Origin of the sequence: Facklamia sp. P12955 (genome assembly GCF_050409565.1) — a bacterium.
In the GTDB taxonomy this organism is placed as follows: domain Bacteria; phylum Bacillota; class Bacilli; order Lactobacillales; family Aerococcaceae; genus Facklamia.
In genome coordinates this window covers 25,591-51,259 of the sequence record NZ_JBNUPF010000013.1, presented here as the reverse complement: position 1 = coordinate 51,259, position 25,669 = coordinate 25,591, and the positions used below count along the sequence as shown (strand labels likewise).

Annotated in this window: 25 protein-coding genes; 5 read left to right on the top strand and 20 right to left on the bottom strand. The window is 36.7% G+C overall.

From position 1 onward, the window contains the following. Positions 1-65: 65 nt before the first annotated feature. From ACQV2G_RS05120 to uvrA, 15 genes are all read right to left on the bottom strand, one after another. Positions 66-1,154 (bottom strand): hypothetical protein, encoded by a 1,089-nt coding sequence (locus tag ACQV2G_RS05120; RefSeq protein ID WP_428876286.1) that lies wholly within the window; start codon positions 1,152-1,154, stop codon positions 66-68. Between the two features lie 61 nt (positions 1,155-1,215). Further along, positions 1,216-2,628: an ATP-binding protein gene (locus tag ACQV2G_RS05115; protein ID WP_428873194.1), complete on the bottom strand. Its 1,413-nt coding sequence runs from the start codon at positions 2,626-2,628 to the stop codon at positions 1,216-1,218. A gap of 2 nt (positions 2,629-2,630) precedes the next feature. After that, a complete protein-coding gene (locus tag ACQV2G_RS05110) occupies positions 2,631-3,341 on the bottom strand; it encodes a response regulator transcription factor (protein WP_428873193.1) in 711 nt (236 codons plus the stop codon). A gap of 185 nt (positions 3,342-3,526) precedes the next feature. After that, on the bottom strand, positions 3,527-3,943 hold the full coding sequence (locus tag ACQV2G_RS05105; RefSeq protein ID WP_428873191.1) for a single-stranded DNA-binding protein: 417 nt from the start codon (positions 3,941-3,943) through the stop codon (positions 3,527-3,529). A gap of 72 nt (positions 3,944-4,015) precedes the next feature. Beyond that, positions 4,016-4,936, bottom strand: coding sequence for a DNA-binding protein WhiA (gene whiA / locus ACQV2G_RS05100; RefSeq protein ID WP_428873190.1), 921 nt, complete (start codon positions 4,934-4,936; stop codon positions 4,016-4,018). 32 nt (positions 4,937-4,968) lie between these two features. Further along, a complete protein-coding gene (locus ACQV2G_RS05095; protein ID WP_428873189.1) occupies positions 4,969-6,003 on the bottom strand; it encodes a gluconeogenesis factor YvcK family protein in 1,035 nt (344 codons plus the stop codon). Then, positions 5,975-6,901, bottom strand: a complete 927-nt coding sequence (rapZ, locus tag ACQV2G_RS05090; protein ID WP_428873188.1) for an RNase adapter RapZ — start codon at positions 6,899-6,901, stop codon at positions 5,975-5,977. Before rapZ ends, ACQV2G_RS05095 begins: the two co-directional genes overlap by 29 nt. Before the next feature lie 142 nt (positions 6,902-7,043). Further along, complete coding sequence (locus tag ACQV2G_RS05085) at positions 7,044-8,762, bottom strand: phospho-sugar mutase (RefSeq protein WP_428875180.1); 1,719 nt, start codon at positions 8,760-8,762, stop codon at positions 7,044-7,046. 141 nt (positions 8,763-8,903) lie between these two features. Next, positions 8,904-9,848 (bottom strand): thioredoxin-disulfide reductase, encoded by a 945-nt coding sequence (trxB, locus tag ACQV2G_RS05080; protein WP_428873186.1) that lies wholly within the window; start codon positions 9,846-9,848, stop codon positions 8,904-8,906. 1 nt (position 9,849) lies between these two features. Beyond that, entirely contained in the window at positions 9,850-10,902 is a 1,053-nt protein-coding gene (locus tag ACQV2G_RS05075; protein WP_428873185.1) for an NAD(P)H-dependent glycerol-3-phosphate dehydrogenase, read from the bottom strand. Between the two features lie 10 nt (positions 10,903-10,912). Continuing rightward, entirely contained in the window at positions 10,913-11,746 is an 834-nt protein-coding gene (gene lgt, locus ACQV2G_RS05070) for a prolipoprotein diacylglyceryl transferase (RefSeq protein ID WP_428875177.1), read from the bottom strand. Further along, on the bottom strand, positions 11,739-12,680 hold the full coding sequence (gene hprK, locus ACQV2G_RS05065) for an HPr(Ser) kinase/phosphatase (protein ID WP_428873183.1): 942 nt from the start codon (positions 12,678-12,680) through the stop codon (positions 11,739-11,741). The genes lgt and hprK overlap by 8 nt, the downstream gene beginning before the upstream one ends. A 122-nt stretch (positions 12,681-12,802) precedes the next feature. Beyond that, positions 12,803-13,096, bottom strand: a complete 294-nt coding sequence (locus ACQV2G_RS05060; RefSeq protein WP_428873182.1) for a PspC domain-containing protein — start codon at positions 13,094-13,096, stop codon at positions 12,803-12,805. Next, entirely contained in the window at positions 13,096-14,841 is a 1,746-nt protein-coding gene (locus tag ACQV2G_RS05055) for a DUF4097 family beta strand repeat-containing protein (protein WP_428876285.1), read from the bottom strand. The genes ACQV2G_RS05060 and ACQV2G_RS05055 overlap by 1 nt, the downstream gene beginning before the upstream one ends. Positions 14,842-15,029: 188 nt before the next feature. Then, positions 15,030-17,876 carry an excinuclease ABC subunit UvrA gene (gene uvrA, locus ACQV2G_RS05050; protein ID WP_428876284.1) on the bottom strand — a complete coding sequence of 949 codons (2,847 nt, stop codon included), beginning with the start codon at positions 17,874-17,876 and terminating at the stop codon, positions 15,030-15,032. Positions 17,877-18,072: 196 nt separating this feature from the next. Here uvrA and ACQV2G_RS05045 point away from each other — a divergent pair, with 196 nt between their 5' ends. The 3 genes from ACQV2G_RS05045 (at position 18,073) to ACQV2G_RS05035 (ending at position 20,257) form a co-directional block, all read left to right on the top strand. Next, positions 18,073-18,759, top strand: a complete 687-nt coding sequence (locus ACQV2G_RS05045; RefSeq protein WP_428875174.1) for a phosphoribosylaminoimidazolesuccinocarboxamide synthase — start codon at positions 18,073-18,075, stop codon at positions 18,757-18,759. 191 nt (positions 18,760-18,950) lie between these two features. Beyond that, a complete protein-coding gene (locus ACQV2G_RS05040; protein ID WP_428873178.1) occupies positions 18,951-19,277 on the top strand; it encodes a PadR family transcriptional regulator in 327 nt (108 codons plus the stop codon). A 2-nt stretch (positions 19,278-19,279) separates the two neighbouring features. After that, positions 19,280-20,257: a permease prefix domain 1-containing protein gene (locus tag ACQV2G_RS05035; RefSeq protein WP_428876283.1), complete on the top strand. Its 978-nt coding sequence runs from the start codon at positions 19,280-19,282 to the stop codon at positions 20,255-20,257. A 187-nt stretch (positions 20,258-20,444) separates the two neighbouring features. On the opposite strand, the gene ACQV2G_RS05030 is transcribed toward ACQV2G_RS05035, so the two are convergent. From ACQV2G_RS05030 to ACQV2G_RS05010, 5 genes are all read right to left on the bottom strand, one after another. After that, positions 20,445-20,888, bottom strand: coding sequence for a pyridoxamine 5'-phosphate oxidase family protein (locus ACQV2G_RS05030; protein ID WP_428875172.1), 444 nt, complete (start codon positions 20,886-20,888; stop codon positions 20,445-20,447). A 28-nt stretch (positions 20,889-20,916) separates the two neighbouring features. After that, complete coding sequence (locus tag ACQV2G_RS05025) at positions 20,917-21,774, bottom strand: hypothetical protein (RefSeq protein WP_428875171.1); 858 nt, start codon at positions 21,772-21,774, stop codon at positions 20,917-20,919. 131 nt (positions 21,775-21,905) lie between these two features. Beyond that, positions 21,906-22,241, bottom strand: a complete 336-nt coding sequence (locus ACQV2G_RS05020) for a PTS lactose/cellobiose transporter subunit IIA (RefSeq protein ID WP_428875170.1) — start codon at positions 22,239-22,241, stop codon at positions 21,906-21,908. A gap of 1 nt (position 22,242) precedes the next feature. Continuing rightward, the gene (locus ACQV2G_RS05015; RefSeq protein WP_428873173.1) at positions 22,243-22,560 is read right to left on the bottom strand and encodes a PTS sugar transporter subunit IIB; all 318 of its coding nucleotides are present in this window, start codon (positions 22,558-22,560) and stop codon (positions 22,243-22,245) included. Between the two features lie 243 nt (positions 22,561-22,803). Then, positions 22,804-24,138 (bottom strand): DUF2254 domain-containing protein, encoded by a 1,335-nt coding sequence (locus ACQV2G_RS05010; protein WP_428876282.1) that lies wholly within the window; start codon positions 24,136-24,138, stop codon positions 22,804-22,806. Positions 24,139-24,490: 352 nt separating this feature from the next. On the opposite strand from ACQV2G_RS05010, the gene ACQV2G_RS05005 reads away from it, so the two are divergent. Together ACQV2G_RS05005 and lipA are read left to right on the top strand one after the other, a co-directional pair. After that, positions 24,491-24,739 (top strand): biotin/lipoyl-containing protein, encoded by a 249-nt coding sequence (locus ACQV2G_RS05005; RefSeq protein ID WP_428873171.1) that lies wholly within the window; start codon positions 24,491-24,493, stop codon positions 24,737-24,739. Continuing rightward, positions 24,740-25,666: a lipoyl synthase gene (gene lipA / locus ACQV2G_RS05000; RefSeq protein ID WP_428873170.1), complete on the top strand. Its 927-nt coding sequence runs from the start codon at positions 24,740-24,742 to the stop codon at positions 25,664-25,666. Positions 25,667-25,669 lie beyond the last annotated feature (3 nt).

Sequence of the window (25,669 nt, the reverse complement as noted above, 5' to 3'; positions counted from 1 at the left end):
AACCTTTTAATAAAAGGCATGAATTGAAGGTGAAGTGCTTTTCTTAATTAAAAATCAAAGGCATATTAGTAATAATTATCGTCATTAACTTCAGATGTCTCGATTACTTGTGTCGATTCAACTGGTTCAGATGTTCCTGGTCGAACAGTTGTACTTGGAGGTGTTGGCTCTGGATTAGTCCATGAGTTTTCTGGTTCCTCGTAATAATAATCGTTAGAAGTCTCAACAGTTTCAGCTATCTTTTGAGTTGTTTCAACTACTTCAACCGTTGTTTCCTCTGATCCTTCGAAAAGTTCCTTATTATCTTCAAGAGCTTGACTTAAACGCTCAGATGGTTCCAAAGAGCTAACTAAGAGTTGATAGTATTGTGGCACATCTTTAGCTATTTTTGCCACTTCCTTAATCACTTTATGGGTATAAGTATCCGCTTTTTTATTCATTGTTTTAAATAGAGAAGGAAGTGAATTTTTGACTTCTAATAATCGCTGATCGAATTTGCGCATAGCTTGTGCTATTTTACCAATATTACCATCAACGATATCAATTTTTTCTACATCTTTGAAAAGTTCTAAAAGTTCATCACCTTCAACAACACTTTCTTCCACTTGATCAATCAGAAGATTAATCGCCTTTTGAAAAGCATCTAATTCTACTTCTTGATTTGAATCCGAAGTCTGCTCATCAATTCCAATTTCTTCATAGTAATATTCTTCTTTTACCTTGAGCACTTTTTCTTTAGTGAGCCCTTCGCGGATCATTAAATCTTCATTCACTTCATTTCCACGGATAGCATCTTTGGTTCCTGCAAAGAAGTCATTGACCTCATTTTGTGCTTGGAAACGTTTTTCAATTTCTTTCAACTGATCAAGATATTGATTCTTAACAGTCGTTGATTCATTCAACTTATTAATATTCTTTTTAATTGGGTCTATCATTTCCACTTGGAATGATTCTTTTAAGAAATCTTGGTTTTCATCATAATATAGCTCATCAATTTGAGATTGAATATCGTCCAAAATGTTGGTGAATTCTTGGTTAGGCTTTTGAACAAGATTAGCTTTTGAATTTGAATTTACGTAAGCGTTCAAAGTAATGACTCCTACTAAACCTAAAATAAGAGCAATAGATATTATGCCTTTTAAAGTTTTCCCCACTCGATAGTCCTCCTTATCATGTCAGTTTTGTTAGTTATCATTAACAAGGGTACATTATAGCTTATTTGTTTTGACGTGGCAACGTTATTATAAAAACTGACCCTTTATTGAGTTCGCTCTCAACTTCTATTTTCCCATTATGAGCTTCAACCAAGGATTTGACAACAGCCAAACCGATGCCAGATTCCCCAAACTTTGTGTTTTTTCTTGAAACATCAACTTTATAAAACCTTTCCCATATGGAACGAATCTGATCGGTGTCAATCCCAATACCATGATCGATCACTTTTATTTGAGAACCTGCGTCTACCATTTTAGCTTCTAAAACAATCTCACTATCTTGCGAAAATTGAATGGCATTGGTTACTAAATTAATCAAAACTTGAGTAATACGATCATAGTCTGCCCATAAAGTGAAATCTGGTGCAATTTGACTAACTAATTGATCATTCTTTTCTTTAGCTTTTACTTGTAATTGGGTTTTTATATTTTCAAATAAAACTTCGGTATTGATAGAAACTTTATTTAGGCTGATTTGTTTGTTACGTATTCGTTCATAATCTAAATTTTCATTAACTAAACGTGTCAAGCGCTGCGTTTCAGAGTGGATGAGTTCCAAACTGCGATCCACTTGATTTTCAGGAATCATATCGTAACGTAAACCTTCTAATAATCCACTCATGGTTGTTAGAGGGGTTCGCATTTCGTGAGCCACATCCATCATGAATTGTTTCCTTAATGTCTCTTGTCTTTCAACTTCCGACTCATATTGAACAAGAGAATCTGCCATCTTTTGAAAATCTTTAGATAAATCAGCAAATTCATCCTGACCTTTGGTATTCACCTTAATTTCATAATTTCCAGAAGCAATTTCTTGACTGGCTTTTCGCAGCTGTTTTAACTTATTAGTCTGATAGATTGAAAAGAGAACACTCATCCCTAAGCCTGCAATACCTGCTAATAAATAAGCAAATAATACTTTTTCTTGCATGGCCGTCACTTTTTCTTCTAAATCTTCTAGTGGTGCCCCTAAACTAATAAAACCTGGAGGAAAACCTGCTACTTGATTTTCTTTCAAAGGAATGTAGACCGTTGCCATTTGTAACTGCGTGTCTGGGTCTACGTATCTTTGTGAGTAGCGTAAACCAACATTTCCACCCTTAGCAATCTGTTCCAGATCTTCTTTACTCAACTTCGAACCAAAGCGCTGATCATAAGTAGGATAAATTATTCGTCCATCGGACAAATTCACTTGGATAATTATTTTTTCACTTGACAGTAACTGGGATGCACGAACCAAATCTTCTCTCGAAAAATAATTATCAACTATATTTTCACCATAACGCAAGAGCTGCAATTCACGATCCTCATAGATCTTCTTTTCCATATAATCGGAAATACGGTATGCAGAAACCGTTAGGGCAGTCAATAATACTATTAAGAAAACAATTATTTGCTGCCATAAGAACTTCATAATTAATCACCTAGTTCTTCAAATTTATAACCAACTCCCCAAACTGTTTGAATCAACTGGGAACCATAACGCTCTATTTTTTGTCTTAATTTTTTTATGTGTGCATCTACTGTTCTTTCATCACCAAAAAAGGGATCTTCCCAAATACTCTTGAGTAATTGCTCTCTGGTAAACACTCGCTTAGGATGCTGAGCAAACATTACAAATAAATCAAATTCCTTAGGTGTTAAACTCTCTATTTTTTTATCGTGATAGTAAGCTTCACGTGTAGAAGTATTGATTTTGACAGTTTTTGTTTCAATATCAAACTCATTTTCTTCTTTAACAGCTGCATCAGCTGAAACTACTTGAGCTCTTCGATGCAGAGCTTTCATCCTCGCTAATAACGTCAAGGGACTGAAGGGTTTGGTTACATAATCATCCGCGCCCATTTCTAAACCAATCACTTGGTCGCTTTCAGAATCTTGAGCAGTTAGCATAATAATAGGCGTCTCTTTAGAAATCTGTCTAATTTTGCGACAAATGGTCATTCCATCCATAGAAGGTAGATTTAAATCCAGAATAACAATGTCCCAAATGTTAGGTTGCGTCCGATAGGCTTCAAATCCTTCTTTTCCATCACCATGAAAGCTTGCTTCAAAATTTTCTTTTTCAAAGAACATCCCCATCATTTCACAAACGGATTCATTATCCTCAATCATTAATATTTTCATTTAGCTTCCCCCTTTTTAAGAACCTACTGTTTTTTCTATTATACACAAATCTTATTATAAGAGACACTAGGTCTTCTCCACTCAGTCCAAGGTAGTATATAACAATTATAGTTTTTGGGCTTATTATTTTATAAAAACAAAAAACCGAGCAAGTATTTGCTCGGCAACTTTTTTAAAACAGCTAATCAATTTGAAATATCATTTAACACTTGCTGAATCGTTTCTTGGGACACCTGCATATCTTCCGCCTTCATCTCCATCTCTTGATTAGAAACCGCCTTAGATTTCGGCTTATCCAAGAGAGTAATTTCGCTGGCATTACATTCAATAACATAAATTTCTTCTTTTTCAGCGTTGAGATAGCTGCGACTTTGCATCATTCCTGATAAAGCAATGCGTTGCCCCTTGCATGCATACTTGTGAATCAATTTTGCCAAACCGTTCCAAGCGACGAAAGGAATAAAGTCAGTCACTGATTCACCATTACGATCGCGAAAAGGACGTTTGATTGCAATGACATTATTAGTAACAGCCGCTGAATCGCCAACCTCTTTTAACTGTATGTCTCGACATAATCTACCAACAAAAGTTACTTGATTCATATAATTCCTCCTTAATGGTGTTAATATTAAATACCAAAAAAGAAGTTTAAAAGTGCTAAGCAAATATATTATTTAGATTTTTTCGGCCAATTCAACAATTTTTCTCAACCGATGATTAACTCCCGATTTCGAAATAGGTCCGTTAGGAATTTGCTCTCCCAACTCTCTTAAGCTCATATCTGGATTTTCAATACGAAAACGTGCCATTTCTTCTAATTTTTCCGGTAAAGAGGACAATCCTTTTTTGGCTTCAATTCGTTTAATAGCTGCAATTTGTTTTTGCGAAGCATCAATTACTTTATTAAGATTAGCGTTTTCACAATTAACTAAGCGATTAACTGAATTCCTCATATCCCTAACAATCCGCACATCTTCAAATTTTAAGACTGCTCGATTGGCTCCAATAATTACTAAAAAGTCAGCGATTTTCTCTGCCTCTTTTAAGTAGGTGATATATCCGTTTCTACGAGCAATTGTTTTTGCATTTAAATGAAAATCATTCATCATTTTACAAAGATCTTCATTATGATCCTCATAACTCGAGTATATTTCTAAATGATAAGAGTTTGACTCCGGATTATTCACCGAGCCTCCCGCTAAAAAGGCTCCTCGCAAATAAGAGCGCTTCTTTGGGTCGTTTTGCATTATTTCGGGAGCCACTCTTGAGATGAGGCTTAATTGATCAAAAATTTCTAAATCTTCTAAAATTTCTTGTACATGATAACGACAGCGCACAATATAGACATTGTTCTTTTTTAATTTCATTTTGCGCCGAACAATCAGTTCGCTTTCAGCATCAAAGTAGTCCTTGAGTAAGGTATATAACCTTCTTGCGATTGCAGCATTTTCACTTTGTACATTTAAAATTAGCTTTTGTTGATAAATAGAAACCGCACCATTCATGCGGATCAATGCCGCTAATTCTGCTTTGGCATGCTCTTTGTGAACTTCTAATAATGTACATTCTTTTTTTACTTCTGCTGCAAATGTCATCCTACTCTCTCCTTAACCAACATTTAGTCCATTTATAAAACTGAGTGCTTATTTGAATCAGAACTATTTTTATCAAGCAAACGCACACTATTCAATAAGTGCCCTAATTCTTCAACAACCTTATCCGTATCATGATAAGCGCCGCCTTCTTTCATACTTAAAAACTCACTAGATATAACCCGACATCCTAAACGACGCAAACCATTGAAATCGTGTTTTACTTGAAGCAGATACTCTTTGTTTGGTTGATTGATAATATATTCTTTGGGAACTTCTGTAGTATTAACCAAAACGGTATCGACAAATCGAACTCCCAAATGATTATGTAATACTTCAATATGATCTGCATCCGTAAAGTTTTCTGTTTCTCCTAATTGAGTCATAATATTACAAATATAAACTACCTGAGCATTGGTTTTTGATATCGCTTGTCCAATCTCATCAATCATTAAATTGGGCAAAATAGAAGTATACAAACTGCCTGGACCTAATACAATTAAGTCTGCTTCCATGATTGCTTCCACAACCCTTGAAGAAGCCTTAACGGCAGGTTTTCCTTCAATAGTCATTACATTAACTTCTTGAATGCGTTTACGATGGTGAGCTATTTTCGACTCGCCAACAGCAATCGTTCCGTCTTCAAATAAAGCTTGCAAAATTAATGGTTCAGGAGCTGCTGGTAGGATTTGACCATTAATATTCATAAATTGCGATAAGATATCAATGGCTTCCGACAGTGAGCCTTTCATTTCCTTTAAAGCGGCAATCAAAAGATTTCCAATGGCATGGCCTGCTAAAAAATCATCATCCGTGTTAAAGCGATATTGAAAGAGTTCAAGTAAGACTGGGTCTGCTTCGGAAAGAGCTGACATACAGTTACGGATATCTCCCGGTGGAACAACGTTAATATAATCACGAATAACGCCAGATGACCCTCCGTCGTCGGCAACAGTAACGATTGCTGTAATGTTGGCATCTAATTTCTTTAGCCCTCTTAAAATTACAGGCAAGCCGGTTCCCCCACCGATTACCGCAACTTTATAACGAGCTTGACGCATCTGATTCATTTCTAGCAACCTTCTTTAATACTTGGTTTTGGTTTTTTGCCATATCACGGTGATTAACATTTGTACAATAATTCATGCGAGTAAAATGTTCGCCAATTCTTTCAGCTAGGGCCACTGAACGGTGTTGCCCCCCTGTACAACCAATCGCTATCACAGCCCTACTTTTGCCTTCGCGTTTATAGCCAGGAACACAATAATTTAATAAGTCGATTAGCTTATTATAAAAAATTTGACTTTCCGGTTGACTCATAACATAATCATAAACCGCATTATCCACTCCAGTTAATCCTCTTAAATCTTGAATATAATAAGGGTTAGGTAAAAAACGCACATCCATGACAACATCTGCATCTATTGGAAGACCATACTTAAAACCAAAAGAGACTACATCTATTCTAAAGGTAACTTGCTCCTTTTCAGCAAAATGTTCCATAATATAAGCTCTTAGTTGTCTGGGTTTCATTTCAGAAGTGTCTACAATCATTTGAGCACGCGTTCTTAAATCGCGTAATAACTCTTTTTCTTTAGCAATCGCACTCAATGTTGAGACTTCATTTGCTTGTGATAATGGATGATGTCTACGTGACTCCTTATAACGAGAAACCAATTCTTGGTCATTGGCTTCTAAAAAGAGAATTCTTGAAGTAACATCTTGATTATTATCCATCGTACCGATTATATCCGATAACTCATCAAAAAACTCCCGTGTTCTTAAATCAATTACCATAGCGATTTTAGTGATTTTACCTGATTCTCGCATCAATTGCCAAAAGGTTGGCAAAAGACTTGGCGGCATATTATCGATGCAGTAATATCCAAGGTCTTCAAAACTTTGAACAGCAACGGTTTTGCCTGCACCACTCATCCCAGTGATAATGACTAATTCCAAATTTGACATGGTCTCCCTCTTTTCTTGGTGAATATTTATTACTCTCTATTATATCACAAATTAATTTCTACTCTATCTATGAATCTTTTAGCTAAAAAAGCTGCTGAAATCCACTTTCTTAAAAAGAAAAAGATTTCAGCAGAGATTTAACTTACTTAATCAATTGATTCAAAAAGGCCTCTAAACTCACTATTTTGTCATTTGCAGCCTGTTCACTTTCAGCTTTAGCGCCCATATATAATTTTATTTTTGGCTCTGTGCCACTTGGTCTTAAGGCAATCCATGATCCGTCTTTCAATTTATATTTTAAAACATTGGATTTAGGATATGAAAGACTGGATTGTTTACCATCTGCATAAATCAAATTACTATTTAAATAATCGTAGGCTTCGGCAACAGGAATACCAGCTACCTCCGTCAAGCGATTAGCCCGCGTTTCATTCATTAACGCTTCCATTTCTTGCTTTCCATCAAGTGATGTAAAAGAGATGGATAAAGTTTTTTCTTTATAATAACCATATTCTTCATAAATTGACATTAGCGCTTGTGCGAGGGTTTTGTTTTGTTTTTTATAAAAGGCTGTAATTTCAGCCAACATTACTAAGGCTTGAATAGCATCTTTATCACGTGTAAAGCTCTTCAATAAATAGCCAAAACTTTCCTCAAAGCCCATAATGAAGGTGTGCGCTTTTGATTCTTCGTACTGTTTAATTTTTTCTGCAATAAATTTAAAACCTGTTAAAACATCTACCGTCTCAACCTTATAGGCTTTAGCAATTTCTTCTGCTAGATCTGTTGAAACAATCGATTTTATGATTACACCATTTTCAGGTAATTGATCTTTGGCTTGGTATGCTTTTAACATATAGTTCAACATTAAGCAGGCGATTTGGTTTCCTGATAGCAATTGATAATTTCCTTCTTGAGTACGAATCATCGCACCTAAACGATCAGCATCCGGATCTGTTGCTAAAAGAATATCAGCTTCAATATTTCGCCCAATTTGTTCAGCCAAGTCAAATGATTCAGGCGATTCAGGATTAGGGGATTTAAGAGTTGGAAAACCTCCATCTGGTTCTGCTTGCTCTTCAACAACATGGATGTTAGAAAACCCTGCTTGTTCTAAAGCCTGCATCCCTAGATACATTCCCGTACCGTGTAGTGGAGTAAAAACAATTTTTACTTCTTCTGCCATCTCAGCAATTAGATTAGAATCAATCGTTACTTTAGCAATCTCAGCTAGATAAGCTTGATCCACACGATCACCAATAATTTCAACTTTACCTGACCCTAACAATTCCGTCTTATTTCCTACTTCAATGACTAGTGGATCTTCAATGGACCGTACAAACCGAGTTAACTTATCCGCATCTTCTGGTGGCATTTGACCGCCATCTTCACCATAGACCTTATAACCATTATATTCTGCCGGATTGTGACTAGCCGTTACCATGATACCCGCATAAGCATGTAAATAACGCACAGCGAAGGACAAGGTAGGTGTTGGACGTAGGCTTTCATATAAATAAACCTTAATTCCGTGCTTACCTAAGACTAAAGCGGCTTCCATTGAAAACTCGGGGGAATAGTGTCTCGAATCATAGGCAATAACAACACCACGCTCTTTTGCTTCTTGACCTGCTTCATTGATTAACATGGCTAAACCTTCTGTTGCTTGTCTAACTGTATAAATATTCATTCGGTTCGGGCCCGCTCCTATAATACCGCGCATCCCTGCCGTACCAAAGCTTAAAACATTATTAAAAGCATCTTTTGTTTCATCGCCAGCTTGTTCTTCTAGAGATTTCTTGACCGCTTGGTCAAGATTTTCTTTGTTTTTCCATTTTTTATATAATTCACGCCAAGGCATATTCTCGCCACCTTTCTCATTGTTATTTATTATATCATGATTGGGATAAAATAGTAGAAATTTGACTAATCTCCCACGTTTTTAGTTATTTCTTAAAAAGACTTACCTTTAAAAATAGCTAAGTCTGATTAATTATAAAAATTAGTCTGCTAAGGTTTGAATATATTGGTAAGCCATATGGCCTGCATGACTCCCGTCGCCAACAGACGTGGCAATTTGACGTAAATGTGTTTGGCGAACATCTCCTACAGCAAAAATGCCCGGAATCCGCGTTTCCATTTTTTCGTTGGTGATAATCCATCCTTCTTCATCCGTAATATCTAGATGGCTAACCAACGAAGAGTTCGGCACTAAGCCAATGTAGATAAAGACTCCCTCACAAGGATATGTGTAGCGTTCGCCGGTTTTTCTATTTCGTAAGAACACGCCTTCTACGGATTGATCACCTATAACTTCTTCAACAGTCGTATCCCAAATGAAGTCAATTTTATCATTTTTGAAAGCACGCTCTTGTAATATCTGTTGAGCTCTAAGACTGTCTCGACGGTGAACAATGGTTACTTTATCAGCAAACTGAGTGAGGTAAATTCCTTCTTCGACAGCCGAATCTCCCCCTCCTACAACCACTAAGTGGCGGTTACGGAAAAAGAAGCCATCACAAACAGCACAATAAGAAACTCCTTTACCACTTAAAAGATTTTCCCCTGGAATATCTAACTTTCTATGCTGAGATCCAGTAGCAATAATGACAACAGGTGCTACATAGATGTTCTTGCTGGTAATGACATGTTTTACTTGGTCATGTAAGTCAATTCCAACCACCGTTTCCATTGAATGCTGCGCGCCAAACTCCATAGCAGATTCAAAAAATTTATGAGCTAATTCTGGACCGGCTATTTTAGAAAAACCTGGATAGTTCTCTACATCAGCCGTATTATTAACTTCTCCTCCTGGTAGACCCTTCTCAAGAATAATTGTTTTTAAATTGGCACGTGAAGCGTATAGGGCTGCCGTCATTCCTCCAGGGCCAGCGCCTACTATCACAACATCGACATTAATCATTGTCTTTTCAATCGTATCTTCCATCTTATCTTCCTTTCTCTGAGGTGATCACTTCATTGTGTTGGGCTAAAGAGGCTTCTTGTTTGCCAGAGCGATTCATTAATTGACTAACCACTTCTTTAACATCCGCTCCTTGATAAAGAACTTGATAGAGGCCATTAGTAATTGGCATATCGACTTGATATTCTTGTGCCAACTCATAAGCTGCCAGGCAAGTAAAAATACCCTCAACCACCATCTGGACTTCTTCTGTCACTTCTTCAACGGTTAAGCCTTTAGCCAACAAATTACCAGCTTGCCAATTACGTGAATGAATGCTGGTACAAGTTACAATGAGGTCTCCAACTCCACTTAAACCAAGAAAAGTTAGCGGGTCTGCCCCTAAGCGTATACCCAAACGCGATATTTCAGCCAAGCCCCGTGTAATTAAACCGGCCTTAGCATTGTCCCCGTAGTTTAAACCATTAAGAATTCCTGCGCCTAAAGCAATAATGTTTTTCAAGGCAGCGCCTAATTCAACCCCTATCACATCCGTGTTAGTGTATACACGAAAATAATTATTCATAAAGAGCTCTTGAACAGTTTCAGCAGCTTCTAGCGATTCACTGGCCGCGGTAACGGATGTAAGATCTTCGCGTGCGACCTCTTCCGCATGGCTAGGACCGGATAAGACGACTAAAGCTCTGTAAAGATCTGTGGTCAGCTCTTCTTGAAGCACTTGAGAAATACGCAAGTGACTTTTTTGTTCAAGTCCTTTAGACACATGAATAATTAAAGGAGGTCGCTCCATTTTGACTAAAAGTTTATTTACTTCTTTAGAAACCTTACGAATTGCTTGGGTGGGTACTGCAAAAAGCAAGACTTCTGCTTTCTTTAAGGCTTGTACTAAATCAAGCGTTGCTTTAACAGTCTCATTCAGCTCAAATTCTTTAAGAAAATGCGAGTTGGTATGTTGTTGATTAATCTCATCAACCACCTGAGGATCAATGCTCCAAATAGTAACACTATGTTGATTGTCTGATAAGACTTTTGCTAGAGCAGACCCCCACGAACCTGATCCTAGAATTGTAATGTTCATTTTTTTCTCCTTATCTTGCAATATCTGATTCCTTATAGAAGGGAAGTGTCAAGTGGACTCTTCGATAAATCATAATTGAAATAGCACTTACAACGATAATTAACGAAAAAACTTGTGAGACTCTAAAAGGTCCCCAATAAAGACTATCTGTTCGTAAACCTTCAATCCAAGCTCTACCTATACCGTACCAAACTGCATAAAAGCTTGCGACTTCTCCTTCTTTTAAGAAACGCTTCCTTCTTATCGTCATAATTAAAACAAGACCGATAAAGTTCCATAAAGACTCAAATAAGAAGGTGGGTTGACGATATTGCCCTTGGACTTCCATTTGATCAATGATAAAAGTAGGTAATCTTAAATTTTCTAAATAGGAGCGACTCACAATCCCTCCGTAAGCCTCCTGGTTAATAAAATTACCCCACCGCCCAACAATTTGTGCCAACATCAAGGCAGGTGCTGCCATATCCATTTCTAATGCTGCATTTAAATTATCTTTACGAATAAAATATATTAAGGTTAGAAAGCCCGCAATAATTCCGCCATAGATTGCAATACCACCGTTCCAAATAGCAAAAACACTCAACAAATTATCTTGATAGGACTGCCAAGAAAAGGCTACATAATAAATTCTAGCCCCTATAAAACCGATGATAATTGCCCAAAAAAGGCGATCAAAGGCCTTATCTGGATCGGCCCCTTTACGTTTAACTTCCCTTATATATAAGAAATAGGCCAATAACATTCCGAAACCAATGATTAGCCCATACCAATAGACAGGCCAACTTCCAATATGAAAGGCGATGCGATCTATCTTCATAAAAATTGAGCCGAAAGAATTAATCATTAGTCACCTCACGATTAGACATGATCAAAGCATCTAATTTAGCATTAAAGGCATCTGTAGCATCAAAGCCCATACTGTTGGCTCTGAAATTCATAGCGGCTGCTTCAATAATAGCTGCTAAGTTCCGTCCTGTTTTTACCGGTATTCTCGTTCTTGGGATTTGAACATCAAAAATCCGGTCGTATTGTTGACCAGACCCTAAACGATCATATTCAATTTGTCCATCATCTAATACCATCTCGATAATTAATTCTAACTTTTTAGAACGTACAATGGCCGAGACTCCATAAAGACTCATTACATCAACAATTCCCAAGCCACGAATTTCTAATAAGTTTTGTAGAATTTCCGGCGCTTCACCAATTAGGGTTAGCTCATCCACCATAAAAAATTCTACTCGGTCATCGGCTACTAGACGGTGACCCCTTTGAATCAACTCTAAAGCGGTTTCTGATTTGCCGACTCCAGAGGTGCCTGTTAACAAGACTCCCATCCCAAATACTTCAAGAAAGACTCCATGCTTTGAAAAACGCTCTGCTAATTGTCCTTCTAAATAATTGGTTAGATTTGCCAAGACCCGGCTAGTACGAGAACGAGCTGAAAGTAGTGGCACCTGACGTTCTTTAGCTATTAAAATAAGTTCTGAAGGTATAGATATTTTTCGAGCGACTACAATAGCAGGCGTATCTTCACGACAGATAGAGCGGAATTTCTCAATACGTTCTTGGCTAGTCAAGGTATCTAAATAAGCTGTTTCTGTTCGACCGATTAATTGAATCCGATCACTCGGATAGAATTCTTTGAAGTCTGCCAGAATAAGTCCTGGTCTTGAAACTTCACTGGAAACAATTTTCTTATCGACATGTTCATGACCATAGACAATCTCCACATCTAAAGTTTCAGTTAATTTTTGGACTGTCACATATTTTCCCACGGTCCGATCCTCCATTCATTTTTCTCTAAAATGGTATCATAGAAAGAGCCTTCTGACTAGCAAATGGCGCTATCATTAAAAATGAGCCCTCACCTAATAAGATGAGGGCTCGTTTTATTTTTCTAAAAGTCACTCCAGTTATCGTCATCTTGAGGAGTAATATCTTTAATCACCTGATGAGAATTAGTTTCTGAATATTTCTTTCCTTTACGACGTAAAGAGGGTTTGCCAACTTGATAATCATAGGGTATAATAACCGCCATTAAAATGTATGGGAAAAAACCCACTCCTGCTGAAAACATAGCAATCAGAAAAATTAAACGGACTAAAGTCGAATCAATATTAAAGTATTCTGCTATACCACCACAAACACCAAAAATGCGGCGATCGGATGATGAGCGTGTTAATCGTTGCATTATTTACCTTCCTTTCCTGTCTCAGAATCTCCATCTTTTAGGTACAAATCTCCAAAGGTAATACTTGCATCAATCTGAACTTCTTTCTGATCCAGATGACCGGGACGATTGTATATAAATGATTTACCACCATCAAAAATTTCTTGTCGGTCTAAGCCAGACATTCGATGCTTAATTTGTCCTTCAGAGAGATTACCTCTTGCGGTGAAAGCCTGTTCTTTTAGTAAGCTGACTTTAAGGTCGCCATGAACAGCTGAAAGTGAAATATTAGCTGGTTCGATATCTTTTTTAGTAATGTAACAATCTCCATTAACTGTACTGGCCTTAATATTACCAACTGGTCCAACAATTCGGAAGTCTCCATTAATATTTTTAAGACTAGTTGTTTGGATGGTTGAGTTTTTAATTTTTACATCACCATTGACTAGATTCAAACCTAATATATCAGTTGAGATGTTTTTAAGTTTAACATCTCCTAATTTTGTGTCAATATTCACTTCATCTGCCTTGGTATCAGCAAGACGGATGTCTCCTCGCTTACTAGAAATGATTAGATTGTTTACTTCCATTTGTTTGACTCTTATATCTCCATTAAGGGTTTTTAAAACAACTGAATGATATAGCTTATGAGGCAAGCTGATCTTGGCATCCATAGCTAAATTCATAGCATCCACATGAAAAACCAATTTATTTTCAATGGTGGTTATAGTTACTTTTTCTTTGAACAAGTCAACCGTTAGCTTATCTTGTCCACCCATCAGCTTAATAGCAGCCTCTACTAAAATGTCGTCGCCTTCATGGAATTCTACTTGTAAATCACCATTTAATACATTAAAATCCATCGCTGTTAAAGTTGCTCCATCAAAGGAAAAAGTATGGTCTAATACTTGACTCTTAATCCAAGGCACATTGAAAGATACATTAACATCCTTAGTGGTGAAATTATTGAGTGAGGATTTTATCAGATCCTTCACTTGCTTGCCAAGGCGTTTACCTTCTCTGCTTGCTTCTTCTTTAAATTGGTGCGCTTGCTCAGTAAGAACTTGGGTGGAATTAGAAATAAACCGTTTAAATTCAGGGTCAGCTTGTTGATTTTCTTTACATTCTTCATATAGATCCTCTTGCTGATCATAAAGTCCTTCGACTTGCTGTTCTAAATGCTTAATTTCACTGTCAATCGCTCTTTCTTGTAAGGTAAAATCTTTGACCTGATCTTTCATCTCAGTGGTCAGTTCTTCAATTTCAGCCAGAATTTCTAGTTCTCTTAACCGCTGTTGGATAATAATCTTTTCTTCATTAAATTGATGAAGTCGCTCATTAACCTCTTCAATTTCTTGCTGAATGGCCTGCCCTTTTGTTTCAAAAGCTTCAGCCTTTGCTTGATAAGAAGCATGTTCTTCTTGATCACTGGTCTGTTCTTTAAAAGAAGGTCTGTCTTTTGTTTCTTTACGGTTTTCCAGTGAATCATTGACCTCTTTAACGACTTGATTGCTTGCTTGAGCTACTTCTTTCACTACACTTGTCCCTGCATTCACTGCTTGATCTACCATTGAACGAACCAGGCGGTTGAGGTCATCTTTTACCAATGTCTTGCTCTCAATTTTAGTGTCTTTTGTCTTAGCGCTATCCTCAGTAGGTTCTGATGAATCGTTTGCCATACCACCTGCTTCAAGTAATCTTAAGGCTTCATCCATAGATATAATTTTTTGTCTAACTAATTCGATAATTCTTTCTTTCTCGTTCATAATAATCCTCCTAATTTATACTGACCCTCTTCATCTTCTATTATGCTAGTTAATTACTCTTTAATCATAGGTCCCTAGGCTGATATTTGTTTTTAAAGAAATCCTTATCTGATTCCTGTTATTAGGATAGCGGTTATTATTAAAAAAGCATAGGCCGGACGTCTTAATTTCCCAGCCTATGCTCTCTATTATCGAAAACCCTTATCTTTATCGCGCTTCAAAATATCTTTTAAAAATTTGCCAGTATGACTCTTTCGTTTTCTAGCGATTTCTTCTGGAGTACCAACAGCCACTACTTGACCTCCGTGACTACCACCTTCGGGCCCCATATCAATAATATAGTCTGCCGTTTTAATTACATCAAGATTGTGTTCAATAATAACTACCGTGTTGCCAGCCTCTACTAATCGATTAATAACATTCATTAATTTAACAATATCATGAACATGTAATCCAGTAGTCGGTTCATCCAAAATATAAAGCGTTTTGCCATTGGAAACACGATGAAGTTCAGCGGCTAATTTCATTCGCTGTGCTTCGCCACCCGATAAAGTGGTTGCCGATTGTCCTAACTGGATATAGCCTAAACCTACGTCTTGCAGCGTTTTCATTTTGCGCGCTATCTTTGGATGCGCATCAAAAAATTCCACTGCTTCATCGACTGTCATATTTAAGACATCGCTTATCGATTGTCCTTTGAATTTAATTTCGAGTGTCTCTGAATTGTAACGGGCGCCATGACAGACATCGCACGGAACATAAACATCTGGGAGAAAATGCATTTCAATTTTCTTAATACCTGCTCCACCACAAGATTCACAACGTCCTCCCTTGACATTAAATGAAAATCTTCCTTTATTGTAACCGCGAATTTTAGCATCATTAGTATTCGCAAATAATGCACGAATGTCATCAAAAACAGAAGTATAGGTTGCCGGGTTAGACCTTGGAGTTCGACCAATTGGACTTTGATCAATTTCAATCACTTTTTCTAGCTCTTCAAATCCACTGATATCTTTGAATTTACCCGGTCTTTCCTGAGTAGAGGTTAACCGCTTAGCTAAGGCAACTTTTAAGATGCGATTCACTAAGGACGATTTGCCAGAACCGGAAACGCCAGTCACACAAGTTAAGCGACCAATTGGAAAAGAAACATCGATATTTTTTAAATTGTTTTCACGAGCACCCTTGACCTCAATCCAACCTAAGTCTTCCTGTCTACGTTTTTTAGGCACAACAATCCCTTTTTCGCCCCTTAGGTATTTACCAGTAAGAGAGTCAGGGTTCCCCATTACCTCTTGAGGGGTTCCAGCAGCTACAATTTTTCCTCCTTGATCGCCCGCACCAGGCCCAATATCGATTAGGTAGTCAGCTGCTAACATGGTCTCTTCATCGTGCTCAACAACAATTAGGGTGTTCCCTAAATCACGCATCTCCATTAACGAATGAATTAAGCGATCATTGTCTCGTTGATGCAAGCCAATTGAAGGTTCATCCAGTATATAAAGCACGCCGCTTAGTCGCGAGCCAATTTGGGTAGCTAAACGAATCCTTTGAGCTTCTCCTCCTGACAACGAGCCTGCAATTCGATCGAGTGTCAAATACTCCAATCCCACATTATCTAGAAAAGTCAAACGATCATTGATTTCTTTCATAATCGGTTGAGCAATCATCAAGTCATGCTCATCAAATTGTATATTTTCAAAATGTGTTTTTGCCATATCAATAGACAATGCTGTCACTTGAGCAATATTTTTATCAGCCACTCTTACACTTAAAGCTTTTTCGTTCAAGCGTTGACCTCTACAAGTTGGACACTCTAACTCTTGCATATAATTACGCAAAACATCTCGCATATAATCTGAACTTGTTTGATTATAGCGTCTTTCAACATTATTAAAGATCCCTTCAAATGTCTGATCAACCGTTCGCTTCTTACCACCGTGCATGGGTTCAAAGGTAAATTTAAAGTGAAAGTTAGGTTGCCCATATTTGAGCGCTTCTTGTTGGTCCTTGGTTAATTCTTCATAAGGAAGGTCCATTGGGATACCGTAAGCTTTAGCAAATTGTTCTAGCATAGAAGCATAGTAGCCCGAACCTTCTTTGCCCCAAGGTAAAAAGGCTCCCTCACGCAAAGTTAAGGTTGGATCAGGAATAATTAAATCTTCATCAGGAGTTAAACGAGCACCCAAACCATCACAAGCCGGACAAGAACCGAAGGGTGCATTAAAAGAAAAAAGTCTTGGTTCTAACTCTTCAATAGAAAAATCACAGTATGGACAAGTATAATGCTCATTAAAATAAAGTTCCTCTCCATCAATTACATCTACAACTAAATAACCTTTAGAAGCATTCACTGCTGTTTCAACGGAGTCATAAAGTCGAGATCGAATCCCTTCTTTAATCACAATTCGATCGACCACAATTTCAATAGTATGACTGACTTTTTTTGAAAGTTCGGGAACTTCGGTTAAATCAAATATTTCTCCATCTACTCTTACACGAACATAACCTTCTTTAGCTACTTGCTCCAACACTCTTTTATGCTGCCCTTTTTGATTCCTTACAAGTGGTGAAAGAATTTGAATTTTACTGCGATCTGGTAATTCCAATAAGCGATCCACCATCTGTTCAACAGATTGTCTAACAATGGGTAAGTTGTGACGAGGACAGTAGGGAGTCCCTACTCTGGCATAAAGCAAACGTAAAAAATCATTAATTTCAGTAGCTGTTCCTACGGTTGAGCGCGGGTTCTTACTGGTTGTCTTTTGATCAATTGAAATGGCGGGACTCAGACCCTCAATCGAATCGACTTCCGGTTTATCCATTTGCCCTAAAAATTGACGTGCATAGGCTGACAAACTTTCTACATACCTTCTTTGGCCTTCTGCATATAGGGTATCAAAGGCAAGTGATGACTTGCCAGACCCCGATAATCCAGTCACTACAACTAATTGATCACGAGGTATTTCTATGTCTATATTTTTTAAATTGTGGGTTCTTGCACCCTTGATGGTAATTTTATCTTTAGTCAAAACAATCCCTCTCTTCTCTGTCCGTAAAAAAACTCTTCACCTCATTATAACACAGGTCACTTTCTAAACCAGAAAATTTGTTCGTATGTTTTCCCGAACGTTTAACTGGAATTTCGTTTATTCATCTAACTTTTTATACTCCTTAAGATAGGGGTGTGCTAAAATTAACTTATGTTAATAAGAAAGGGTGTTGAAATTGCAATTAGTTTATAAAGGCAAAACAAAAGACGTCTACTCCTTGGAAAATGGAAACTACCTCTTAAAATTTAAAGACGATGTCACTGGAGAAAACGGTGTCTTTGACCCTGGGGCGAACTCTGTTGGTCTATCTATCGAAGGCGTTGGTCGTGCTGGTTTAGAAATGTCTCAATTTTTCTTTGAAAAAATCCATCAAGCTGGAATCTCAACACACTTTGTTAATGCAAACATGGATGAACAAACAATGGAGGTTAAGCCTGCTAAAGTGTTTGGTAAAGGTTTAGAAGTGATTTGCCGCCAAAAAGCAGTGGGTTCTTTCTTCCGTCGCTACGGTGATTATATTGAAGAAGGCAGTGATCTTCCTCAATACGTGGAGTTCACAATTAAAGATGATGATCGTCAAGATCCACCAATCACTAAAGACGGATTAGTTGTTCTTGATATTTTATCCGCTGAACAAGTAGACCGCACCGTTGAGCTCACTCGTCAAATTACAACCATTGTATCTGATGAATTAAAAGCTCATGGTCTTGATCTTTATGATATTAAGTTTGAATTTGGTACTTTACAAAACAACGATGAAGTTGTCCTAATTGATGAAATCTCTGGTGGTAATATGCGTGTCTATAAAGACGGCCAATATATTGAACCATTGAAATTACACCAATTACTATTTAAAGCTTAATTCCTATTTTAAATCTAAGCCAAATAATAAAATCAAAGCGTCTCTCGATTAAACAATCGAGAGACGCTTGTTTTATTCCTATTTTCCTAGGACTATGGTCTGATTTTTTAAAAAACTACTTTATCTGCCGTAGTAATTGTTTTATAATTTAAATACTCCATCAGATACAGTAAAAAGAGTGAGGTGATTCATTGATAAATAGTGATATTTTTAGAGGGTATAACGACCTTTTCATCCTAGCTATTTTAGATAAGAGTGATTCCTATGGTTATGAAATTGGCAAAACAATTTCTCATTTATCCAATGAAAAATACATCATGAAAGAAACAACTCTTTACTCCATTTTTAACCGCTTAAAAAAAGATGGTTTAATCGAAGACTATCCCGGCCAGAAAACAAATGGTCGTCCAAGAACCTACTATCGATTAACGCAAAAAGGGAAAGAAGTCTTACAAGATAAAGTCAAAGAATGGACAATCGTTAAAGCAATCGTGGAAAATATTATTAAAGGAGCTTAATTATGGACGTAATAAAAACCTATCTTGATTCTATGTTTAACAAGATTGAAGTCAATGATGAAATGCTTCAACTGAAGGCAGAAATCTTGGCAAATATGGAAGACAAATACCAAGACTTAATTGATTCAGGTCTGAGTGAGCATGAAGCCGTTGGTAAAGTGATTACTGAATTTGGCAGTATTGAGGAACTGATTGATGCTTATCAATTCAAAACACAAGATAAAAACAAACTGCCACACTATCCCTTACTCACAGAAGAAGAAATCAATGCTTTTATTACCAATAGCACCAAGTCAAATTTATTAACAGCCCTCGGCACCTTTTTAATAATTGCCTCTTCATCAGTCTTCATGACTTTAGAAAGTGTCTTAGGTGAAAACAGCACCTTAGCCGATAGCTTCGGAATTAGTATCATCATAGTGTCAATTGTAATTGCTGTTGGTTTCTATGTAACAGCTAGCCAATTTAATGGCAAACCAAAAAAAGTAGCTAAGGGAGAATATCGTTTATCTAAGAACTTAGAAAGGCAACTAAAAAACGACTTGAAACAACAAGAGAAAGTTAGCTCTTATGGATTCATTGCTGGTATCGCCTTAATTCTTCTACCCATTATACCTATCGTTATAGTTGACAGTCTAAATGTAGCAACTGGTCTAGCAGATTTGACTATTTCCGGACTCTTGATCTGTGTTGCTAGCGCAGTCTTCCTTTTCATCTATTTAGGAGGAAATCAATCAACTTATAAAAAGTTATTGGAATCTGGCCTTTCATCACAGGTTAGCCCTCAAGAAATCAACAGTCGAGAGCGTCTTAAAAAAACAGATAAAATATTTGATGATATATACTGGCCATTGGTCACTGTTATTTATTTTCTCTGGTCGTTTATCAGTAGCGCTTGGGCAATTTCTTGGGTGACCTTTATAATTGCTAGCGTAATAGAGGACCTTTTAAAACATTTGTTAGGATTAAAAACCGATTAAATAAAATCACTTCGATTACTAAATAGCTATATGAAAAAATCTTTACCTTTGAGAGATTTTGGCTTTAATAAAGTATAGCTCCACCTATCTTTGACTGAGAGCAAGATCCCTCCAGCATTCTTTCTAATTGAACAATTAGTGAAGCCCTTTGAAAATGTAACTTCTACATTTTCAAAGGGCTTTATCATTACATCTTAGATAATTTTCCACCAATTTCAAACTCATACTTATGACCTTGAGTCATTGAGTGGTAGAAGCCTTTACCTTCATATATTTGAAACACTTGGGCACCCACTTGATCTGCTTGATCAGGGTAAACTATTTCGACATAAGGATTGTTACCTAAAATTTCTGTTAATTTTTCTTTACCTAACTCTCGTACTTTCCCTTCAATCCGAATCACCTGAATCAAATAATCTTCTTCCTTCATAGCTGTCATTGCAACAGCTTTATTGTCTTGGAGTTGTTGATAAAGATTTGTTTTAGGATTGGTCATGAAAAAGATTCCTTTATCGTTTGCTAGACCAACATGAACATGTCGAGCATGCGGTTTATTTTCATTGTCAACCGTTGCTAGCACAGCGACTTTCATATCATTTTGAAATATATCCATAATTTTTTCGATGTTCATCTTTTTTCTCCTTAAAAAACAATTGAAATTAATATTCTCTGTTAAAAATATGATTTAGAGTTTGAGCCATATACACTTCAACTAAAGGACCTACCCAAAAAATTAACCCAATTATTGTTAGAAGCCCTAACAACCCTACAGTAACAATCGCTCCAACTCCATCCATCATAACGAAGCCTAGAAGACCTATCAAAATAAAAAAGACAATAAAGATTAAAAGAATAACTATTAGGCTTTTTGCGATTCGGCCAAAATTATTTTTAGCTACCGTTAAACTTTTAGTAAAGGTTGCCCAGAAATTATACTTGCCTTCCACATCATATGCTATTAGATATGAAATAGGTACTAAAAACACGCTTAAGGCCAATGCCAACAGCATAAATATCAAAACAAAAACTAAGCTAGCCGTATTGCCATATTGGCTTAGTTGAAAAAATATCAAGCCAGAAACAAATAATAGTAAGAACCCGGCGATCCAACCCAAGACATTGGCAAAAAATGACTTGATCGGAAGTGTAATGATTTTTACAGGAGAGGTATGAAAGAAAGCTGAATCTGCTATTCGCATTTCAGGAAAATTTAGCTTTTGAAAATAGGATCTTCTTTGCATAATGCGTAGGAATACCGATAATATCATAGTGATTAAGGCTATTAAGCCTCCTACACCTGTATATTGTGCTTTAAAAAAATCTTGACTAAATTGAACTAATTGATCGGGTGTCATCGTTTCATTAACACTGGTAATAAATGTATTCAATTGATCATTAACCGGAGAGAACATATTGAGAATTCTATTGATTACGGAGGATCCTACAGTTGCAATAAGAATAGTCCCCATAAAATAGCCATAATGTCTTTTTAATCTTTGAATCGAATCAGATAACATCTAACCACTCCTATCATTTTTGATATTCTTTATTTTATCAATTATCGCTGCTAGCTTCAACATAGGGCTGGTGAACTTCTCCCATGGAAAGGAAAAACCTTCTTAAAGAAAAAGAAGGTTTAAATAATTATTTATTTAAATTTTTTATGATTCGGTAGGATTAATTGATATAAATCGACGATTTCTTTTGCCATATCGTTAACAGTCATTGCGTTCATCAGGTGGTCTTGGGCATGAATCATTAATAAAGATAATTCCGAGCTATTCCCTTGAGCTTCGCCTACCAATAACTTTGTCTGCAATTGATGAGCAGTTAAGATTGACTCCTGGGCTAATGCGAACTTCTGCTGAGCCAAATCAAAATTGCCTTCTTTAGCAAAGCGGATAGCCTCCATTGATTGACTGCGCGCATCGCCACCATTGGCAATCATTAGCATGGCAATTTCTTGTACTTCTTCTACTTTCATTTTAGTCTAAAAGCGATTCGGCTTGCAACAAGACTTTTCTACCGTTTGCTAAGCCGTAATCATTTTTATCAATGCTTTCAACAATGATTTGCTTTGGAGCATAGCGTTTAGACAAACCTTCTGATAAATAAGAAACTTGTGGTCCTAATAATAAGACATCGATATTTTCATTGTTTACATAATCTTCCATTTCATGGATCGAAGATGAAATAATCTCATAATCTAGTTCTTCAGTCTTTACAATATTATTCATCTTATTAACCAACATGGTTGTAGACATTCCAGTACCACACACCAACATAATTGTTTTTTTACTCATTAGTCACCCTCCATATAATAAATCACAAATAATTACTCTTATAGAATCTATATTAGCTGATTATTTAAGCGTTTTCAACGGCTTTATGCTTTTTTTTGATAAACAGTGCCATTATTTACTAACGGTGTCTTTTAATCGCACATTAAAACTGATAAAGCTGATTCGTTGTGATCGGCCTCATTAAAAAACTAAAATCTTTGCTCACACCAATAGTCTAACAAATTACAGCAATTTTTTACACCTTTATTCCTCATTTTTCTCAGTTTCTTTAGGCCTTAACCTAGCAATAGGTTCCATCACTTCGTTAAACATTCTTTGGTCATATTCAGACTCAAAATGGTCGGTTATTTTATTTGATAAGTATGATATAAACCCTTTAATAACCTCTTGATGCTTATGAGAAGAATTAAGGCCAATGAAATATAAGGCTTCATAAAGATCACGAATTAAATAGGCGTCTTGATTAATATACTGAACCAATTGACCAAAATTTTGGAATAGAATCTTCTGAAAAGGGCAGTAGTCATAACAAACGCCTACCTCTAGTGTTTGTGACGAAGGTAATTCTATTTCTTCTAAATAGACTGCATACCTGGCCGGAGCTTGCCCTAATTCACCTAATAAAATGGACTGGTAACGAAAAACATGACTAATGGTGTTGGGGTCATTTATAGAAGGTGAGGCACTCCGCAAAGCGATATCTGTTAACTTCGAAAGAGCAAAATCAGGATTGTACATAGAAGAAGGTTCGTGTTGAAAAATAAAAGACCGATTCAATTTCTCTTCAAACTTTTCCCAATCTTTTTGTTTCTTCAAAGAATAAGCCTCAGCTAAAACAGCTCCTTTACCTACAAAATCACCATTTCTAACCTTCAAAACAATCACACATTTACATTCTTTTGCTAAATCAAATAAACGATCAATATCGACAAAATCTAGATAACCTTGTTTCAAAGACTGCAAACTTTGACTGGCTGCCCCTTTAATAGAAGGCAATTGGTCCACAAATGTTGCTGCTTCAAAAAAGGCTTTATTTTCCGAGATAATTTTTGAAGCTCTTTCAAATAGTCCTTTAATGACCTGATTGTGTTGAACAGATTGTGAGATATCAAAAACAAAACGAATAAAGTATAAAACACTTGTAATCCCATACATTAAAGCCACTGTCCCCGACATCACTAAATATTCGCCTTGAGATTCGCGCATGAAAAATAAGGAAACCAGGCAATAAACAAAACCACCTAAATAAATACCCAAAGTTTGAGTAGACGATTTACGAAAAAGAAAATTTTCAATTGTTCGCGGCCCAAAACTAGAAGCATAATAGGACATCACACTCAGCATGGTAGCAAAAGTAAAAGTTGCCACAGCAAAAAGGGAGCCTGCTAAAGAACTTAATATCATTTGCGCAAAGTTTTGACTGGTTAGTAACACACTCGGTAGCGCATCTAGGTCTCCCCAATAGCGCACATCCATTAACATAACAAGTACCGCTAAAAAGAAAGCAAGTATAACATTATAAACAAATACCCACCAAGATTTATGATCTTCAAAATATAGTTTTAAGCTTTCTATCATATGCACCTTTCCTCATTTCACTCTATCTTCCATTAAGAATAGAACATTCTTACCCATTCCACAAGTAGACATTCACAAAATAAATTCTTACCTCTCTTTATGATGATTAATCAAGACCTAGTTCTTGAATTTTTATCACAATCTTTCGGACTTTTCTTATTATTTTTTTCACGAACTTAAGTGTATTTGGTATAAAAATGCCTGTACGCTAGGTTTTATGAACTTGGGTGGGAAGGCAAGAACTGGATTAAATTTTTGTGAAAAGTATTGAACATTTATAGCGGAATGTCTACAATGGAGCGTAGAGATTTCCTAGGAAATAACTTTAAATTAATTGATTGGAGGAGTCATTTTGAAAAAAGAAATTGTATTTCCAAAATTAAGTTCAAAAGTATTGTCAGGGGTCATTATTGAATGGACCACAGAGGTTGGCCAAAGCATTCAAAAAGGTGAAGTATTATATTCAGTCGAAACCGATAAAGCTGTTCATGAGATTGAGTCGCCTTTTTCTGGAAAGCTAATAGCTATCCATCAAGAGCTAGGTGACAAAGTGACTGCTGGTGATTTAATTGCGACCATTGAAGAAAGTGAGGAAGCTTAAATGAAAATCACTGCCTCTTCATCAACCCAAGTAAAACCACGTATCCGTTTTGACAATGAATCCGTCGATCAAGTTAATAACTTACTTTCTAGCCTACAACTTAATACCGTTTGTGCCGAAGCTACCTGTCCTAACCTAGGTGAGTGCTACAAAAATGGTACAGCCACCTTCATGATCCTTGGTAGCCATTGCTCAAGAGCTTGTCGTTTTTGTGATATTCTGACAGGCAATATGGAAGAAGTGAATGACAAGGAGCCTGAAAACTTAGCCGATGCTTGTAAAACACTGGGGCTTCGCCATGTGGTAGTGACCAGTGTGGCACGTGATGATTTAGAAGATGGTGGAGCTGAACAATTTGCTCGCACAATTCGTGCTGTTAAAGAAAAATGCCCAGACACAACGATCGAGGTGCTTATACCAGATTTCCTAGGTAACAAAGAAAGTATTGACCTTGTTATTGAAGCCAATCCTGAAATTATTAATCATAATATCGAAACGGTAGAGCGTTTATCTCCAAGAATTCGTCACCGCGCTACCTATGAACGTTCTCTTGACGTTTTAAAATATATTAAAAAACAAGCACCCCATATCTATACAAAGACAGGGATAATGCTAGGCTTAGGTGAAACTGAAGAAGAGGTTGCTCAAGCTATGGATGATAGTTTAGCGGTAGGCGTAGATTTCTTTACAATTGGACAATACCTTCAGCCTTCCCCTAAGCATTACAAACTAGAAGAATATATTTCGCTTGAACAATTTGGTAGATACAATAAAATGGGGATGAAAAAGGGCTTCAAGTTCGTAGCCTCTGGACCTCAAGTAAGAAGCTCCTACAAGGCTCATGAATCCTTGGATGCCGTCGGTGTTGACCATAACTTTGATGCTGAAAATAGCTTAGTGGCTCAATTAGCCAAAGAAGAAGCATAAAGA